At 58.6% G+C, this 17,656-nt stretch carries 12 protein-coding genes and 1 pseudogene; 3 read left to right on the top strand and 10 right to left on the bottom strand.

The genetic code is table 11. From position 1 onward, the window contains the following. Positions 1 to 27 precede the first annotated feature (27 nt). Positions 28 to 609, bottom strand: a complete 582-nt coding sequence (locus tag CSQ91_RS04875) for a TetR/AcrR family transcriptional regulator (RefSeq protein WP_257217222.1) — start codon at positions 607 to 609, stop codon at positions 28 to 30. 89 nt (positions 610 to 698) lie between these two features. Between CSQ91_RS04875 and CSQ91_RS04870 the strand changes: the two genes are divergently transcribed. Further along, positions 699 to 1,547: a siderophore-interacting protein gene (locus CSQ91_RS04870; RefSeq protein ID WP_099387525.1), complete on the top strand. Its 849-nt coding sequence runs from the start codon at positions 699 to 701 to the stop codon at positions 1,545 to 1,547. 22 nt (positions 1,548 to 1,569) lie between these two features. Here CSQ91_RS04870 and CSQ91_RS04865 read toward each other — a convergent pair whose 3' ends face one another. Together CSQ91_RS04865 and CSQ91_RS04860 are read right to left on the bottom strand one after the other, a co-directional pair. Beyond that, entirely contained in the window at positions 1,570 to 2,199 is a 630-nt protein-coding gene (locus tag CSQ91_RS04865) for a hypothetical protein (RefSeq protein WP_099387524.1), read from the bottom strand. A 137-nt stretch (positions 2,200 to 2,336) separates the two neighbouring features. Further along, positions 2,337 to 2,582: pseudogene (locus CSQ91_RS04860) on the bottom strand (GNA1162 family protein); the annotation flags it as partial. Positions 2,583 to 2,798: 216 nt separating this feature from the next. On the opposite strand from CSQ91_RS04860, the gene CSQ91_RS04855 reads away from it, so the two are divergent. Together CSQ91_RS04855 and CSQ91_RS04850 are read left to right on the top strand one after the other, a co-directional pair. After that, positions 2,799 to 3,998 carry a YbfB/YjiJ family MFS transporter gene (locus CSQ91_RS04855; RefSeq protein WP_099387523.1) on the top strand — a complete coding sequence of 400 codons (1,200 nt, stop codon included), beginning with the start codon at positions 2,799 to 2,801 and terminating at the stop codon, positions 3,996 to 3,998. A 39-nt stretch (positions 3,999 to 4,037) separates the two neighbouring features. Then, on the top strand, positions 4,038 to 4,571 hold the full coding sequence (locus CSQ91_RS04850) for an ankyrin repeat domain-containing protein (RefSeq protein WP_099387522.1): 534 nt from the start codon (positions 4,038 to 4,040) through the stop codon (positions 4,569 to 4,571). Between the two features lie 193 nt (positions 4,572 to 4,764). Here the strand turns inward: CSQ91_RS04850 and CSQ91_RS04845 are convergent, their stop codons facing one another. The 7 genes from CSQ91_RS04845 to CSQ91_RS04815 all read right to left on the bottom strand — a co-directional run bounded on the left by CSQ91_RS04845 (position 4,765) and on the right by CSQ91_RS04815 (position 17,623). Further along, positions 4,765 to 5,460 carry a putative type VI secretion system effector gene (locus CSQ91_RS04845; RefSeq protein WP_099387521.1) on the bottom strand — a complete coding sequence of 232 codons (696 nt, stop codon included), beginning with the start codon at positions 5,458 to 5,460 and terminating at the stop codon, positions 4,765 to 4,767. A gap of 113 nt (positions 5,461 to 5,573) precedes the next feature. Continuing rightward, entirely contained in the window at positions 5,574 to 6,368 is a 795-nt protein-coding gene (locus CSQ91_RS04840; RefSeq protein WP_099387520.1) for a hypothetical protein, read from the bottom strand. A 14-nt stretch (positions 6,369 to 6,382) separates the two neighbouring features. Beyond that, on the bottom strand, positions 6,383 to 9,286 hold the full coding sequence (locus tag CSQ91_RS04835; protein WP_099387519.1) for a T6SS effector BTH_I2691 family protein: 2,904 nt from the start codon (positions 9,284 to 9,286) through the stop codon (positions 6,383 to 6,385). A gap of 45 nt (positions 9,287 to 9,331) precedes the next feature. Further along, a complete protein-coding gene (locus CSQ91_RS04830; RefSeq protein WP_180278345.1) occupies positions 9,332 to 10,267 on the bottom strand; it encodes a DUF4123 domain-containing protein in 936 nt (311 codons plus the stop codon). Beyond that, entirely contained in the window at positions 10,254 to 13,061 is a 2,808-nt protein-coding gene (locus CSQ91_RS04825; protein WP_257217221.1) for a type VI secretion system Vgr family protein, read from the bottom strand. The genes CSQ91_RS04830 and CSQ91_RS04825 overlap by 14 nt, the downstream gene beginning before the upstream one ends. 121 nt (positions 13,062 to 13,182) lie before the next feature. Beyond that, positions 13,183 to 14,538: a T6SS immunity protein Tli4 family protein gene (locus CSQ91_RS04820; protein WP_143450945.1), complete on the bottom strand. Its 1,356-nt coding sequence runs from the start codon at positions 14,536 to 14,538 to the stop codon at positions 13,183 to 13,185. A 28-nt stretch (positions 14,539 to 14,566) separates the two neighbouring features. After that, complete coding sequence (locus CSQ91_RS04815; RefSeq protein ID WP_180278344.1) at positions 14,567 to 17,623, bottom strand: phospholipase; 3,057 nt, start codon at positions 17,621 to 17,623, stop codon at positions 14,567 to 14,569. Positions 17,624 to 17,656: the final 33 nt, after the last annotated feature.

Here is a 17,656-nt window from a genome sequence, read left to right as displayed (position 1 = left end):
TTGTAGTTCGAGCAAGATTGCGCGCCATTACGGCCGCATCGCCAGCACCCCGATGACCAGCGCGCGCATGCCCAGGTCAAACTCGGCCTCGATGAGCGCATCGTCCTCTGCTTCCCAGGCGTCGCCGGCCGGCGCATACACGGTGTCGGCCAGGGCCACGCAGTGAAACGCCACGGTCGACAGCAGCCAGCGGGCGCGCTCCAGCGGCAGCTGGTAGCCGTGCGCCACCTGCGCCTGGTGGGCCTCGATGCGCGCCAGCATGGTAGGCGGCGTCGCTTTCCGGCGCAGCAGATAGGGCGCCAGGCCGGGATGCAATTTGACCAGCTGGCGCAGCGAAGCGCTGAAACGCAGCAGGTAGTGCTCCAGGTCATCCTCTCCGGGCGCCGGCAATTGCCAGCGCGCAAAAATCTCCGCAGCCACCAGCAGCTTGAGCTCGGCCAGGTGTGCCACGTGCTTGTACAGCGCCACGTGGCTGACGCCCAGCAAGGCGGCCACGCCCGTAAAGGTCATGGCGGGCAAGCCCATGGCGATGCCGGCGTCGGCAATGCGCGCGCGCGTGATGCTGGGGGGACGCCCGGGGCGCGGTGTATCGGTGGCGATAGTCATCATTATTTTCCGTGGCGGCAGCTGCGTTGTCGTTTTTCCGCAATTAGTTTAGCATGATGAAACTAATTACCCAAGACACAGGAGTACTTACCATGGCAACACCCCCAGAACCGCAATCGGGCGGCCCCTTGCGCAACGCCGAACATGACCGCAGCCTGCATGCAGTCACGGCCACCGTCGCCGCCATCGCGCGCCCTGTCCCCAGCGTGCTGCGCGTCACGGCCAGCCTGGCCCACTCGGGCGACGATCCGCACTGGGCGCTGCCCAACGTGGCCTTCCGCATCCATCTCGACGGCGCCATCGATGGCGGCGCCTCGCGCATCTACACCGTGCGCAGCTATGACGCGGCGGCGGCGGCGTTTACCTTCGATATCGTGCTGCATGAACATGCCAGCCCCATGATGCGCTGGGGCGACAACCTGCGCGTGGGCGACGCATTCCGACTGACGGGGCCGCGCCCGCAATTCACCGTGCCAGGGGGCGGCGAACGCAAGCTCGCCCTCTTCCTCGACGAGACGGGCATACCCGCCCTGTATGCCATGTTAAAACAATGGCCAGCCAACACGGCCGGCATCGGCTGGGTGGTGACCGATGATGAAGCGGCGTTCCAGGAATTGCCCCAGGTGCCGGGCCTGGCACTGCAGCGCCTCGGCACGGCCCACGTGGCGCCGGACGGGCCGCTGGCGGAGGAGGCAAAAAAGCTCGCCGAACCGCACGAGTATGTCATCTGGGGCGCGGGCGAACGCGATGAAATGCGCGCCATCCGCCAGCACTTCCGCATCGATGCAGGCCTGAACAAGGAACAGGTGCTGGTGGCCGGCTACTGGAAGCGCGGCGTCAGCAATACGCACATCGACGCGCGCCGCAAGCACAGCTTCGAGCAGCTGATCGCCAATGGCGGCACCCTGGCCGACTTCGACGACCTGGCCGTCGAAGTGTGAGCCGTGCCGGCCGCGGCGCGCGCTAGCGGGCGGCGAAGTCGAAGCGCCACGCGTCCTGGCTGCGGTGCAAGGTCACGTCCACTTCGGTAGCCGAGACCGGCATCGCATACTGCGTCATGTCCTGGAAGCTCTCCAGGCTGTAGGTCTGGCCCGCTGCCGGCCGCATGGCGACCACAAAATAAAGGCTGGGCAGGTATTCGAAACCGACCGTCATGTTGGCGTCGACATCGGGCATGGTCGCGACCGGCCGGTCGTTCACGTACCAGTTGCAGCTGAATGGGATGAATGGGCTGGTCTCGTTCATGACGCCGCATTGTGCCGGCGTCAGCTTCGATTGCGCCAGCGAGGCGGCGGCCGGCTGCAGCAGCGGCGACAAGCCATGCGGGCTGACGGCCGACAGCAGCTGGCCCGGCGCGATGACCTGGCGGCCCGAGACGATAGTGTTCCCGGTAATGCCGAAACTGTTCACGTCGGTCGAGATCCTGTCCTCGTAGTGGAACGATTCGGTGGCGCCGGCCGACCCCGTTAACACTTGCCAGGCATGGCTGTGGTAATGGCCCTGCGGGTTTTGCAGCTTCAGGAAAACCAGCACGGAGTTGCCTTGCAAATCGTCTGTTTCCACGTTGTAGCGGACGTTGAATTGAATGCCCATCGCTTGCTCCCTGCCTGGAATCTGCACGAACTCAGGAAAGACAGCGCCGGAGGACGAGTCCGCGATTTCCTCCGGCGCCGGTTGTCACTGCTCATGCCCTGGCCGATGCAGGGCGTGAGCACGCTACTCGCGAACGATTACTGCGCCAGGTAGCGTTCCGAACGGGGACCGTACAGCAAGCCATTCGGCACGCCGGCCGACAGCATGCGCGCATTCGCCGTGCCAGCCAACGGATGGCTGGCATCGGTGCTGGTTGATGATCTGCTTGACAGCCGCCGTCACCAGCGCGCCGATCAGGCCGCCGCCACCGCTGTTATTGCCTTCGTTGCTCGATGCGCTGGCGCGCCCTGCCACAGCAAGGCGCCCGTCTTCAGGTCGACCAGCACAATTCTATCCGAAAGCAATAATAACAAGATTGCATTATTGCCAGTGCTGTTCAGGCGGCGCCTGCTTGACTTATCAGGGTCGATTCATTAACTTGGCAGTAAAAAACAGTCAGCGGTGAGCGCCGTATGCCACTGCCACCGACAGACCTTGCCCGCCGGCCTGCCCTACCCGGCGCCAACTCCACGCTTTTCATCTAGACGGGTCATCCGGCCATGCCGACACACGATCATTCCCCGGCCCATCCGCTGGCGACGGCGCTGGCGCTTTCGCTGGGTGCTGCCGTCGCCCTGGGCCTGTCGCGCTTTTCCTATGGCTTGCTGCTGCCGCCCATGCGTGCCGACCTGGGCTGGTCCTACCTGCTGGCCGGGGCCATGAACACCTTCAATGCGCTCGGCTATTTTCTCGGCGCACTGGCCACGCCGGCCCTGATGCGCCGCCTGGGCGTGTGGCGCTTGCTGATCATCGGTTCCGTGCTGGCCAGCATCTTCATGCTGATGTCGGGCCTCGTCAGCGACACCACCACCCTGTTCCTGCAGCGCGTGTGCGCGGGCGTGGCCAGCGCCTTCATGTTCATCGCCGGCGGCGTGCTGGCGGCGCGGCTCGGTTCCATGCACAGCCAGCGCGCCGGCTTTTACATCGGCCTGTACTATGGCGGCACGGGCTTTGGCATTGCCTTGTCTGCCCTGCTGGTGCCGGCCGCGCTGGCGTCCGCCCAGGAACACGGCGCCGCGCATGCCTGGCAATGGCCCTGGTTGGCACTGGGCATCGCCTGCCTGCTGGCCACCGCCATCATGGCCTTGCCGGCCAAGGCGATCGGCGAAGCGCCGCGCACCGTCGACACGCCGCGGCGCTTCGCCTGGCGCGACTTTACCCCCAGCCTGGCTGGCTACTTCATGTTCGGCGTCGGCTACATCGGCTACATGACCTTTGTCATCGCGCTGCTCAAGCAGCAAGGCATGCCGCCCACCCTGGTCACCGTGTTCTACACTTTATTGGGCCTGGCGGTGGTGGCGTCGTCGCGCATCTGGGCGCGCATGCTGGACCGCTACAGGGGCGGCGAATCGCTGGCGATATTGAATGGCGTGCTGGGCGTGGTGACCATCCTGCCCGCGCTGACGAGCTTCATACCCGTCGTGTTCCTCTCCGGCCTGGTCTTCGGCGCCGTGTTCCTGTCAGTGGTAGCGTCGACCACGGCCCTGGTGCGGCATAACCTGCCGCAGCAATCCTGGACGGCCGGCATCAGCGCCTACACGACGGTCTTTGCGCTGGGGCAGATCGTCGGCCCCATCGTCGTCGGCTGGATCGCCGACGGCCCGGCCGGACTGGAACGGGGCTTGATCGCCTCGGCCATCGCCCTCTTCATCGGCGCGGCGCTGGCCTCGCGGCAAAAGGCGCTGGCGCCGGCCGCATAGTAGACTACAGGCATAGCCCACCCTCGAGAAAAAAACACGATGAACACCGATGCACGAAAAATCCCCGCAACGATGGATGCCGAAACGCTGGCATTCATCCAGGGCCTGTTTGCCCTGGTACGCGAAGGCGATACACAGCAACTGGGCGCCATGGTGGTCCAAGGCGTGCCAGTCAACTTTCGCAACGAAAAAGGCGACAGCCTGATCATGCTGGCCAGCTACCATGGCCACCTGGAAACATCGCGCCTGCTGCTTGAAGCGGGCGCCGACGCCAACGCCCCCAACGACCAGGGCCAGACGCCGCTGGCCGGCGTGGCCTATAAAGGCTACCTGGACATCGCCGCGCTGCTGCTACAGCACGACGCCAGGGTGGACGGCGCCAGCCCGGACGGCAAGACCCCGTTGATGATGGCAGCCATGTTCAACCGCCTGGCCATCCTCGACCTGCTGCTGCAGCACGGCGCCCGCATCGATGCCGTGGACAGCCGCGGCATGACTGCCGTCTCGCTGGCCAAGAACATGAACGCGCAAGAGACCCTGGCACGGCTGGTCAGCCTGGGTCAAGCGGAATAAAACAGGGGCACTGCCTGCCAGTAGTCGCGCGACAGCATCGCAGGGGATGGCGCGCGATTTCGACCGCCAGAGCATCGAGCTCTAAGTACCTGCCGCCATCCTTGTCTAGAAAAATGAAGATGCTTCATTTCTACTCCAGAGAGGAGCAGCTCATCAGGAACATCAATGGGATCATACATTTTACTTATCTAATTTAAAGATAGTACACGCCCATCGGCAAAGCGGGCTTTCCTGATTTTCTGGATTTTCTCGTACTTTTAAAAAGATCAATTTTTTCCGGCTCAGCGATCCCAAGTGCCTTCCCCACTCTATTCATCTCCTTTGAAAAATCCATAAAGTCCTTCCAACTCAAGCCAACAGTTACAAACAAAATAATTGGATTAATGAAAGCAGAGCAAATCAAAACAAACCACATTGGAAAACCGGAAAAAAATCCCAATAAAATTTCAAAAATACATAATCCAATAAAGGAATATCCACAGCATTTTAAAAGATGATATTTTTTTGCGAGTGTTCCACGTTCAGAATGTGGCTGCATCCATATCTTGTTTTCCTTTACATCAATGACTGCGACAGCGATGAAGTCATTGCCTTTTTGATAACCGACAAGCTGAACCTCGTCCCCGGCTCGAAAACCAACTTCCCAAAAACTCCCGCTAACCCACTTGCCGCCCACGCTCATGCCGAAGCCTGTGACAGGATCTCCGTCACTTGTGGCCGCCTGCGCACTGTGAACAGCGCCTGATTCGCCCGTGGCAGCCTGCACGATCGAGGTCAAACCGGACATTTTCTTGAATGATTCAGCACTCTTCAAATAATTCACATGCATGTCGGAAGTTCTTAACTCCTCAACAACACCGCTGACCAACTTATAGGAGAATTCATGCATATGATTTTCTCGATCGCTGAACTGGCAATATCTTTACAGCAATGCCATCAATTTCGGGGAGGAAGCGACTCAGATCCAACTTGAAAAGTAACGGAAATGTATCGAGGAAATTATCAAGCAGATTGAATTTTGTATTTCGACCTGTGTTTTTTCAAGGCCAATTCACAACTATATCCAATAAAACCATAGCTATGATCCTTGAATAAAGTAGCGCCAGCACGCATATCAAAGTCACTTGGCCTTGGAAAGCCATGGGCAGTGAAAATCTCCGTCGCATAGATCGAATAATCACGCATAGTTCTGAAGCTCCAATACTCGAAAGGAAAACAAAAAATCAACGGCATCAGGAATATTATGCTGAACATCGTAATTAAATTCTCATTTTTCTCCAACGATACATCGACAGATAAAAAAAACATAAGAGAAAGAATTATCCAAACAGCCAAGGTCATGTTCCTTGCAAATTTCATGCAACTCCAGAAAAAAGCACGTTCTCCGCAATAAGCATTCAATGGCATCATAAAAAAGCTATCATCAATGCGGATCAAACTGTGCACATAAAGCACGTCCTTTCTCTGTGTTACCACCAATTTTACGACATCGCCATCCTTGATTTTATCGGCATCTCTAAAAACACCACATACTACTTTCCCGTTGACCAGTCCGGCAAAATTGTACATATCTTCACCATCGTAAAAACTCAGCATGGCTGCGTTTGCCAATGCCCCTGGCATGCCATTGATGACGGCGGCAACGCCGCCAGCCAGATTTTTTTCCGCAAGGCTGCTTTCGATTTTACTAAGTAAATTCACATTTGTTGCAGCCATATGAAATTCTGTGAGTTTTCCTTCCACAGTAAAAAAAACCTCTTCGGAAGAAGCATTTTCAGCACCCTCTTTTTTCATCATGTGCTTCCTAAAAATTATGATTGAACCGTTTTGAATGCCTTCTGCAATTCCATTAATTCTTTCTCAACAGAATCAAACGGCTTTTCACTGAATAATCCTCTTCTCTTTCTGAAACTGCATGCTTGAAACCAATTTTCCAGATCATCGTCCATGATCCATACCCGATATCCTACTTCGATAACAGTTACTCCTACACCAATAAGATTGAACCGAGCCAGCCTTATTAATAAAAGAGTTCTTCCATCTGCCACTTTTTTTGCAACTGCAGCAGTTCCAACAAAAAATTTTGCCATACTTAATGAAAAACTCGAATTTCTCGCCAGTAGCGAGCCCGCCAATCGAGTCATTAAAGGAGCAGAATAAGAAAAGGCAGCGACCAAACCCGCAATCGCATTATATACACCGAGACCAGCCCGACCAGCATAGATCCCCACCAGCATTCTATTGGTTCTTTCTTTCTTAATTTCCTCATAAGCCGAAAGAATATCTAACCAAACTATAATTGCACCAGAAAGAGCCCCAAGAAACCCGGCAGCCATTTTAAAACCACCGCGAATAATATCTGCACCTTTATTTATTCCCGAAATCTTGTTGTAAGGAGAAATTTCCCTGATAGATTTTGTCACAGAATAAACCAGATCAAAAGACATACTACTCAATGACAATATTGAAGCTGCCACCTCAGCTTTCAGCCTGGGAGAATCGAAGAAATGAGGCAATTTGGTTGCCAGGGAAAGGCTTTCAATTGACATTAAAAGAACACCAATGCGGGCATGGCGAAAATTATTGGTCTCGGGCCTTTTCCCGACATCCAATTCGTCCAATGAAATTTTCACCTTGTTTTTTACCTTTATCTGCTCATCCTCTATCAATTTTCCTATGCTCCCTTCCACTTTTGCAGCATCTGCCTGAGCAATTTTTGTGGCCTCTGCTCGCGCAATACGCTCAGCTTTATTTTCTATGCTTTGCTCTAATTTGTTTTTTTTATTTTCCGTCTTCAGCGTATCAGCGTATTTCTTTGATTTTTCTCTTAATTCATCAATATTTTTTTGTTTCAGAGGAAGCATCAATTCTTCGAAAGTTATTTTTTCAGTAAGGTCTGCCAATTTTGAGTACAGCAATACACCGACGACGCCGGAGATGGCCTTGTCCAGCTTCCCGCTTTTGGTGGACAGCGCTTGAGTCCACTCGGAAATTTTTGCAAATGCCATTCCCTCCACAGTTCGATGGTATTTTGATAAATTTACTATCGCCTTTTCCGTGCCGGCCTTTGGATCCTTGTTGTGAATTTTAAGGACTCCACCATCGCGCAACCATTCATCCCATGCGGAATCAATTTTTTTAAAGGAATCAATCAGGCCTTTGCAGGCCTTTAACCACGGTGCAGCCTGTACTTTTGAAATGTCTCCTGCAGCCTCGACCTGGTCTTTAGCGTCCTTGAAAGCTTTTTCCGCAGCATCGTATAAAGATTTGTGATTGTAAAAATTTGAACGCATGTACAAATTTTTTCTTTCAATGGAGTTGACATCCATCCAATTTTTAAGAACATGTTCATTTTCCTTACCCGAGAACATGCCAAACACGCACCGGGAGTATTCAAAATTAAAGCAAAACCCGCTGCTGATATTTTCTTCGTCATAACTATCAAATGCCTCAACCAGTTCCGTGGACATCACCCACTTGACGTGATCGGCAGTTCTCTTCCTCGATGTTGCCTCCGCTTCTTTCGACAGTTTATCCAGCGTTTTCCGAAGCAAATCAATTTCAGAAACAGAGATGAGCGACTCATATTTCTTTTCAAATTTATCGCGCGCATCCTGCTCACTGCCCGCAAGAAGCTGCTCGCGCCGTCTCTCGCGCGCTTCAGAAGTTTTCCTTATTCTCTCTTCAATTATTTCAGCTTCTTTTACACGATTTAATTTCCTGAGCATTTCGGCGTTATTTTTATTAATATCCGGAAGCGCCCTCGAATCCATGTCATCGAGATTTTTCTTTCTGATTTCCACGCCGTATTTGATGACACAGTCCTTGACATCATCAATGCCAACCATGACGTCCATCTTCCGCCGATTGCTGACTTTTTCCTTGTCCACCTGCTCAAGAAAATTCTCAAGCGGTTGCAGGGCGGCATTACGAAAATCGTTTAACTCCTGCGTGATGCCGATTGGGTCAAACAGAGCAAACGCTGCCGCCTTGGTCGCCACCATTTTCTCTTCCAGCTTTCCGATCCGGCCGCCCGGTGTCGCCAGTGGAAGGTTGGCTATGCCTTCATAAGCATCGCAACTTGCCATGTAGAGCTGCTGCATGAGAATTTTTCCCAAAGGGCTCTTGCAGGCATTTTGATACTGCCGGGCGAGCACGGCCTCGGGGACGTATTTGCCAAGCTCTTCAGGCTTCAGGCTGTGCGGCTGTTCGGTACTGCCCGCCGCCCATTCCTTTGGCAGAAAAACCTGCATTTGTCCTTTTTTGACGCTGGCCTCGGCATTGGCCGCATACGCGTCCAGCCGCTCTCTCGTCATGGCAGTCGGCGTGAACAACAGATAAATTTTTTCGACAAACTCGATCTTGTCGATCGCGATCAGGCTGGCGTTGATGCCGCAGGTGGTGCGGTCGCAAGAAAAATTCACGGCCGCCGATGGCGGCGAATCGACGGGAAATTTGGACAGGAAGGCGTCGTCGTCGGCAAAATAGCCTTCCCAATACAGCAATCCCGACCGCTTGATCAGCACGTACAGGAAACCGGCGCGCAGCAGGCGCGGCGCATAGCTGGCGTTTTCCAGCGTGATGTGCTTGACCTTGTCGCCCAGCTTGCCGGGCAGCGCGGGCACGCTACCGGCCGCACCCTCGCCCACCACTGCCGCATAACGCAAGGGCAAAATGAACAAGCCGTTTTTATCGCAAAATTTACAGTCTTTCATCGCTATTCCTGTTGAGTGGGCGGCACGCGGTCATCCTGCTGGGCATCAAGCCAGGGAATGAAGACGGGCGTTTAATACTATGTCCAGCGGCAAGCCTTGCGTGGCTGCCATCCGCATCAGTTCACCGAGGGCGGGATGCAAGGTGAATGCCTGGCCGTGTGCGACGGCGCGCCAGGCATAGGCGATCTGGTCATCAGGCTGGTCCAGGCCCGCACTTGCGCTGTAGACAAGATGGTGGTCGATTTGCGCATCGATGCCTGGCCCGATTGCCGTTTGCCTGGCGCTCAGGATGCGCACCACCAGATTGATCTGCTCGATGCGCTCCATCGCCTGCCTGGTTGGCTCATCGATGCGCAGGGGAATGTCTTGCACTGCCGACACCGGTTGCGCATTGCCATGTTGGATCAGCTGCCCATCGCGGTCGAGCTGGCACCATCTCTCGACAGGGCCGAGCAGAACGTCAAAACTGCTGCGCCCCAGCACGCCTGCAGTAGATGGCGGAAACAGTCTCGCCAGATGCGGCATGACGCGAGGGTCAAAATAGCGCAGGTAAACGGCATCGCCGGACGCATAGCGCACATTCAGGCGCGCCAGCATGGCGCTGCGCAGACGTTCCAGCGTCGCGTGACTAAATAGCCAGGCACAGATCCGGGGCACTGCGCCCGGTTCGGCATGCTGCTCTTGCGCCAGCTTCAAACTATATTCAACCAGCGCATAGTGCTCGGGCCGCTTGTTTGACAACGCGAGCAGCATCGGTGCGCGCTGCAAGTCATCCTGGAAGATCGGGTCATCGAGCAGCACGCTGGCCGCGGGCAGCGACAGAGCCTCGATCGCCTCGCGCAAAGGATTGTCGATGAACTGGTCGATCAGGACGACGGTCCTGTCATAGCCGCGGGCCACGTTGTAGAGCACTTCATCGGCGCGCGCCGCCGATCCCCCCTCCGAAGACAGGGCAGGCGATGACACTTTATCGTTTGACACTGGCCGCTCCCGCCTGCGTGGCATCGAGCAGTTTCAGTGCACAGCCTTTCAATTGTCCTGCCGGCAAGGCCAAAGGGGCAGGACTGGCGCTGGCCGGCCCCGTGAGCTCCTTCATGCCGGCCTTGAATTCCATCTTGCCGGGTCCATGAATCTCGATATTGCCGCCTTCGAGCTTGATATAGGCGCCCTGCACCGTCATCAGCACATGCTGCTTGCCGTTGATGTTGACGCTTTTGCTGACGCTGGCCACGGTCACGGCCTTGTCTGCGGTTAATTTTGTTTCATCGGACTGGCTCTGGCTGCTGACCTTGCCGCTGGCCGCGTGCAGGCGGATGCCGGTTTCCTGGTTGGGTTTGTCGGGCTTGCTGGCCTTGCCATAAGTAAACAGGCTGATGCCGGAACTGATCGCATGAAAATGGTTGCCTTGCGCGCCGAAATTGATATCCTGCCCTGCCGCGATGCTGCTGGTATTGCCGGCGGCGAAAAGGGCGTTGAGCGGCGTGGTCGCGGCGATGCCGGCCGGACTGGACAATTGCAGCTGCGGCGCGCCATAGGCCGTCACCTGGCCGTCGCCCGTGCCCGTCGTGCCCTTGAGCATTTCGATGCTGTTCGCCAATTGCTTCAGCGCCGGCAGCGTATCGGGCGACGCTTCGGCCTGGCCTTGCCCACCGCCTAACACAGCCTTGTGCTTTTGCGCCGTCTCGGCAAGCGAAGTCAGCAGGGCCAGGCTTTGTTCGATCTGGGCCGTGGCTTCCTTGGTATCCATCTGCGTGCCGCTGGCATTGGTGCGCCCATCGGTCGACAGCAGCAGCCCCTGCCCCGCACGCAGCGCGGCGCTGTGCTCGGTTTTCAGTTCCGCGCCAAAGCCGGCGGCGGCCAGCCGCTGGTTGTCCGTCTGATGGCGCAAGTGTCCCAGGTTCAGCTCGGCAGTGCCCTGGTGTGCGCCGGCATGGCGCTGCAGGGCCACGCGCGGCTGGCCCGGGCTGTCGTCGAATACCAGCTGGCTGTACGCCGCGCCGCCCTGCTGGCTGGCCTGCATGGCCTGGCTCTTGATGCCGGACAGTGCGGCCGGGTGGGCATGCGCGCCCGCTTCCCCCGGAAACCAGGCCGGCGCATTGCCGGTGGCCGGCCCGGCGCCATGGGCCACGCGGTTATTCTGGGCGTCGGCCGTGCCTTGGCCGTTGTAAACGGTACCGATCACGAGCGGCCGGTCGATATTGCCTTCCAGGAAATCGATCAATACTTCCTGGCCGATGCGCGGCAAGGCATGTCCACCCCAGTTGGCGCCCGCCACCGGCGCCATCGTGGAGGCGACGCGCACCCAGGTGCCGGCACTGTCGTCGCCAGGGGCGCCAGTATGCTTGCCGCCTTGCGGATGGTCGAGGCGGCTGTGGCTCATGACGCCGCGCTGCCAGTGAAATTGCACCTTGATGCGGTGGTCGCGGTCGGTGTGAATCACGGCGCCGGCCGGCCCCACCACGACGGCCGTCTGCTGGCCATGCACGGTCGGGCGCGGATGCAGCAGCTGGCCATGCTGGTCCTTGCCGCTGGCGCGATAAGGAATATTGTTGCGGATGGCATCGATGCGGTTGCGGTACAGGGGCCGCTCGGCAATGGCGCCCAGCAGCGCGGGCATGCGGTGCAGGCTGCCGGCTTGCTCCTTGCGGATGGCCGCATCGAGCAAGCCCGTCTTGAGCGTTTGCACAATGGACGACTGCAGATCCGCGCTCAGGTTGTTGTGCATCAGGTGGACCGTGCGCACGATCAGGAAGCTGCGCTCGTCGTCGCTGCCCGCCTGGTCGAACACCGGCTGCCCCTGCAAGCTAAACGTGGTGCCCGGCGACAAGGTACGCACGGTACCGGCCGCCACATGGACTTCCTTGCCCGCTTCCAGCGCCTGCAACTGGTTGCGCGCGATGCGCTGGCCCTGCTCGCGCGAGGCATAGGCATAGGCCCCGGGCGCGTCGCGGCTGAGCAGCTCCACGCCCTGCGCCTGGCCCGCCGCGCTGGCGACGCGCTGGTCGAGCGAGCGGTAATCCCAGCTGCCCAGTTCGATGGCATTGGTCTGCTGGCGCAATTCGGTGCGCCAGCGGTCGATGCTGTCAACCTTCATGACGGCGCCCGGCTGCGTGAAATTGATGCTGCTCTGGGCATTCGGCTTGAACACGCCGTTATGGTCCGCGATCACCAGGCAGTGGCTGCCCAGGCTGGGGCTGCCGGGATCGCCGCTGTGTTCGTAGTAATAAAACAGCCCTTCCTCGTGCATCAGGCGCTGCGCGTAGGCCCAGTCGCTTTCCTGGTACTGGGTGCTCAGGCTGCGCTTCGGGTATGCCGCGCGGTCGAGGATATCGAAACGCCAGGCCGGCGCCAGCTTGCCCTGCGCCTGGTAAGCGGCAAACAGCGCATCAAGGATGTCGAATACCGTCATGTCCTGGAACACGCGGCTGTCGCGGCCGTGGGCAAGAAACGCGCTCCAGGGTTCCAGGGTCAGGTGATAGCGCGCCATGCCGCCGTTCGCGCCAACCAGCTCGACGGCGGTGATATGGCCGTGGAACGGGCGCAGCGCGTCGGCGCTGGTAGCGGTCAGCAATTGCAGCAGGGCCGGCTGGCCAATCAGAGTACGCAAGGAAATGGCGGCGTCCGTCGAGAGGGCCGCGATCTGGAACACGAAGCCCGTGCTCAAGCCTTCCTCGCCGCGCACGCATTCCGCCAGCAGGCGGTCAGCGCCGAGGGGCGTGGTCAGCTGTAGCAATCTGCTGGCTTGCGTGAAACTGGCGGGCAAGGACATGGACATCCGGAACTCCATCACGCGGCTTCCCGCACAAAATTAGTAAATAAGCATTTTTATCGAAGCCATTACACCCTAGAAATTTTTTTATAGCAAGAGTGTTTCGATTGAAATCTCGGCTCAGCAATCATTGCGTGCCGCTCAGACCGCGCAACTCCGGCATGGCCGGTTCGGTGGGCCGCAAATGCGTACTCTTCAACAAGGTTTCCAGGCGCGCGTAGCTGGACTTGAACGGCGGCGGATTCTGCTTCAGTTCCGGTGCCTGCTCCATGCTGCGGCTGCCAAGTTCGATCAGGATGTAGGGCAGCACCGCCGTGCCCAGCCATCCCGCATAACCGGTGAATACCGCATAGGTTTCAAACGGCGCGCTGCCTGGCCGCTCCACTTTCAGCGCCACGCCGCCCTGCTGCGCCGTCAGCGCGCCGATGCGGACGCTACGGGGCGCGATGCGTTCGACAATGAAAGGCTTGGCTTCCTGCTCGCCGCGGCTGCCGAACTGGCCGATGCCGCCGGTGGCGGCAGCCTGGACCAGCGGTACCTTCAAGGCGCGCGGATCGACGTTGCCGGTGCTGATCGTATACAACACGCCGGGCGCGTCGGGCCAGCGCAAGGACTGCTGGATAGCGCTGACCGTCTTGCCATCGTCAGCGATAAAGCCATGCGGAATGCACAGGCCCAGCTCTTTCGGCACTTCATTGGCGGCGCGCGGGCGGAAGCTTTTCAGGAAGCGGATGAACTGCTGGCCATGCGCCGCCTCGCTATTGTTGTCGCGTATTTCTTGCATGGATTCAAACACATACACATACTCGCCGCGCTTCAGGTGGCTGCGATAGATGGAATAGCGGGTGGGGTTGGCCGTTCCCGAACCTTCGCTGCTGCGGTAACCGTCACTGTCGGGCAGGCCGGAATCAAATGTCTGGTAGTTGCTTTGCAGTTCCTTGATCTGCGCCTGCCTGCCGGTGAGCGACTTCTGCGCCAGATAGCTCGCCTGGCGGGTCTTCGCGTTGGCGGGCTGGCCTTTCAATGCGGCCAGTTCCGCCTCATCGTCCTTGAGCAGCGCCTGCAGGCGGTCGATCCTGGGTTGCGGCATGGCTTCCCGCAAGGCGGCCATATCTTCCTTGCCTAGCGGCCCCAGCACACCGATGCGGACATTTCCAACCTGTATCTCATCACCCTGGTGAAATACGTCTTCGCTGAAAGACCGGTAAAAGATGCCCGTGTCGGACGCGTCCTTGTAGCGGGTCGGCCACTGTACCGGTGCATGCACGTCGAACACCAGCCGCCCCAGGCACTCGCGCGCCATGCCGGCCGGCGTCGCGTACCCGGGCGCGGTCGCTTGCATCAGTTCCTGCGCCGTGGGCTTGCGCGATGGCGCCGCCGGATCGGCCTGGTTGGCGGCCATGCCCTCGCCATACGCGCCGGCAAACAGCAGGAGAGTGGCGAGATGGCGTGCGGCAAAACGCGGAAGACAAACTATCATCATGGCTACCAATCAAAAAAAGCACTATTCTTCAGGCCGAGCTTTCGCCCTGCCCGGCTGGCGGGCGCTTGCCTGATTCAACCTGGGCGTAGGTCTCTTGCGGCAATGGATGGTCTGCATCGCGCGGCGGTTTCTTCTCCTGGTGGGCCAGCAGGGTCAGATTCATGCCTGAAATATTGTTTTCGCCTGCCGTCCAGGTGACTGGCAAGGCCACGATAAAACCCTGCACGCCCACCGGCGCCGATTCGGGCGCGCGCGTTTGCGCCTCCCAGGAGTGCGATTTGTCGCGCAAGATATCGGCATCGCGCCAGAAGCGCTCGTGGAACGGCATATGGTGTTCCAGGCTGCGCGTCCTGGCATTCCAGGTGGGCCAGATCGAACTGGGCTTGCCGCTTGGACGGGCCAGAAAAGCGAAGGCCTTGGCATACGCTTCCGCATTGACCAGCGCCAATTTTTGAATCGCCTCCCAGGTGTCCGGAGCCGCCGGACGCAACAGGTGCTTGATCAAGCCCTTGGCCGGGGTGGCGCCATCGGTCAGGCCGAACAGTTTTTTCCACAGGCGCACCCGCAAGTCATGCACGTTGACGCTGACCTTGTCGCTATCGACACCATCGAGCTCGACATCGGTCTGATTGTCATCCCTGACGACGACCGCCAGTTCCGAATCGCGCCCGCCCAGCTGGCTGCGGTCGTTGATATTGGCGCTGCCCAGGATCGCCACCCTGTCGTCGGCGATCAGCAGCTTGGAGTGCACATAAATCTGCTCCGTCACGTGACGCGTGCCCAGGGTTTCCCAGGAACGCAAGTTGAGCAAGGTCAGGTAGCTGGTCCACTTGTCGCCGGCCAGTTCGGCCAGCCGGTCCGGCGCGTAGCCGGCAACGGTTTTCCTGGCCTCTTCCGCCCCCAGTTTTTTGCTCTTGCGCAGATCCCGCACCAGGATGGCGCGCCGGATCCGGTTGACCAGGCTATCCTTGCCGAACACCAGCGACTGCATCGTCAAATGCAACTGCGTCATGATATTGAGGGTGTCGAGCGTGCCTTCCGGATGCACCGGCAGCACCATGTAGACATGGAAGGGCAAGCCATCGTTGATGGCCCGCTCGATGCGCTGCGACAATGCCAGGCCGATCGGATTGAGGATGCCTGGCTCTTCCTTGCCCATCATGCGGGTCGAGGTGATATCGGCGTAGTTGCTCATCACATTGAACAGATCGGCCATGAAATCGCTGCCGCCACCGGTAATGTCGGCCTTGACATCGTCGATCTGCGACCAGATCAGCTTGTCGATCATGTCTGCCGGCGGCACGCCATACACGCCGAGCTGCCGCGCATACTTTTCATAGGCCGGCGACTTGCTGATGTCGAGCAGCGCCGCCATCGGACCGGACAGCGGCCTGGTCTTGCTCGCATCGCTACCATATTCCGACTGGAAAAACTGGCCTTCGATGTAGATGAACTTCTGCGCTCCATTAATTGCCGTCAGCATCGCCTTCAGACAGTTGTTCTGCGGCCATTCCGGCCTGGCCGCGGGTTTGCTGCCGCGCGCATGTGCGGCCAGCTCGTCATTGAGCAACCTCATCGGCGCGCTGCGCAACACTTGCACCCAAGCATCTCCCGGCGGCTTCGCAGGCGTTTTGGGCGGCGGCGCGGCGGCGATGCGCTGCAAGACCAGCCTGGGCGTGCCGGACATGCCCAGCGCCTGAAACATCTTGATCAGCGAAGGCGGCATGCTGGCCTGATACGATTTTTCATATCGCTGGGCAATGCCGTTCCAGCGCTCGATGAAATTGCGGCTCAAGTCGCTGACCGACGGCCCGACGATGGCCGCATGCACATCGTGCCATGGCATGCGCGGCTGCGTGGCGGCGAAGGTCTTGGCCCCGGTCGGCATGATCTTGCGCAGTTTTTTCAGGTTTTCATAGCGCGTGGGACGCGCGTCGGCCAAGGTCGACAGATAAGTGAGGACGCCGATCACGAAGGTCTCGATCAGCTTGACCGTGCCGCTGCGCAATTCGGGCGGCAGCTTGTTCAGCGAGCCGGCGTTCAGCCACGACATCAGCGCCGTGCCGCCGTCGATCACATGCGCGCTGCCCGTGGTGCGCACGGCATCGACCTTGTCGCGCAAGCCTTTGTCGAGCTGGCCGTAAGCCCAGCGCGATATATCCTGCGCGACATCGATCGGTATGTCCTGCAGCTTGCCGATAAAGTCGGGCATCAGGTCGATCGCATCCCATTTGGCGGAAATATTCCTCGATATCCGCGCGATGCCGTCCTTGGCGTCCTGCACCACGTCGAGCGCGACGGCGATCGGCCTGATCGTGGCCGAGGTGGCAAACGTGGCCGCGCCACCGACTTTTCCGCCGATGCAACCGGCCAGCAGTTCGGCGCGCGTCAGGTAGGCCGTTTGCGCTTCATGGTTCATCGGCTCGATGGCCGGGATGCAGGTGTTGTACACCTCGTTGCCCTTGCGCGTGCCGTGGCTGAGGGCGAACTTGCCGTTGTCGCGGCGGCCATAGGCAAGGTCGATGCCGCCGACAAACGCGCGCTCATTGTCGATCACCACGAGTTTCTGGTGATGGGAAAAGCCGATGCCCAGCATGCCTTCCATGTCGCTCTGGGCGATCGCCGGCAAGGCGAACGCCTTGGCGGGGCCGCCGACGCCTGCATTGAGCTGGAAGATCGCCAGCACGGTTTCGAAGTCGCCCGTATCGACCCCAACCTTGGGCGAAAGCCACGGCATCACATACACTTTCGGATGGTGGGGATTGCTTATCGCCGTTTCCAGGCATTCGAACAAGGTCTTGCCCGCCGTCAGTTCGACATCGAAATTGACTTGCCAACCCGTGATGAAAATCGATTTCTTGGCGCCTTCGATGGCTTTCGCCACTGCCGTGAAATACTCTTCGCCGGTGACATAGAATTCGACCTGGTTGCCCTTTTGCTGTTCCGAAAAGATGCTGCCCCACTTTTGCTCGGGGAAATTCGGCAATTCTTCGCCGTCGTGCACGAAACAGCCAGGCGCCGACGTGGCCGGCGCGCTCGGCGTACCGTCCTTGCCCGTCAGCTGGGAGATATTTTTATTTGTCATGACGCATGTCGCAGTGTGTCGCCGGTTGGCTTG

The organism is Janthinobacterium sp. BJB301 (genome assembly GCF_002735685.1).
GTDB classification, from domain to species: Bacteria; Pseudomonadota; Gammaproteobacteria; order Burkholderiales; family Burkholderiaceae_D; genus Janthinobacterium; species Janthinobacterium lividum.
Note: the sequence above shows the minus strand (reverse complement) of the source record. Positions and strands in the feature narration are given on the sequence as shown.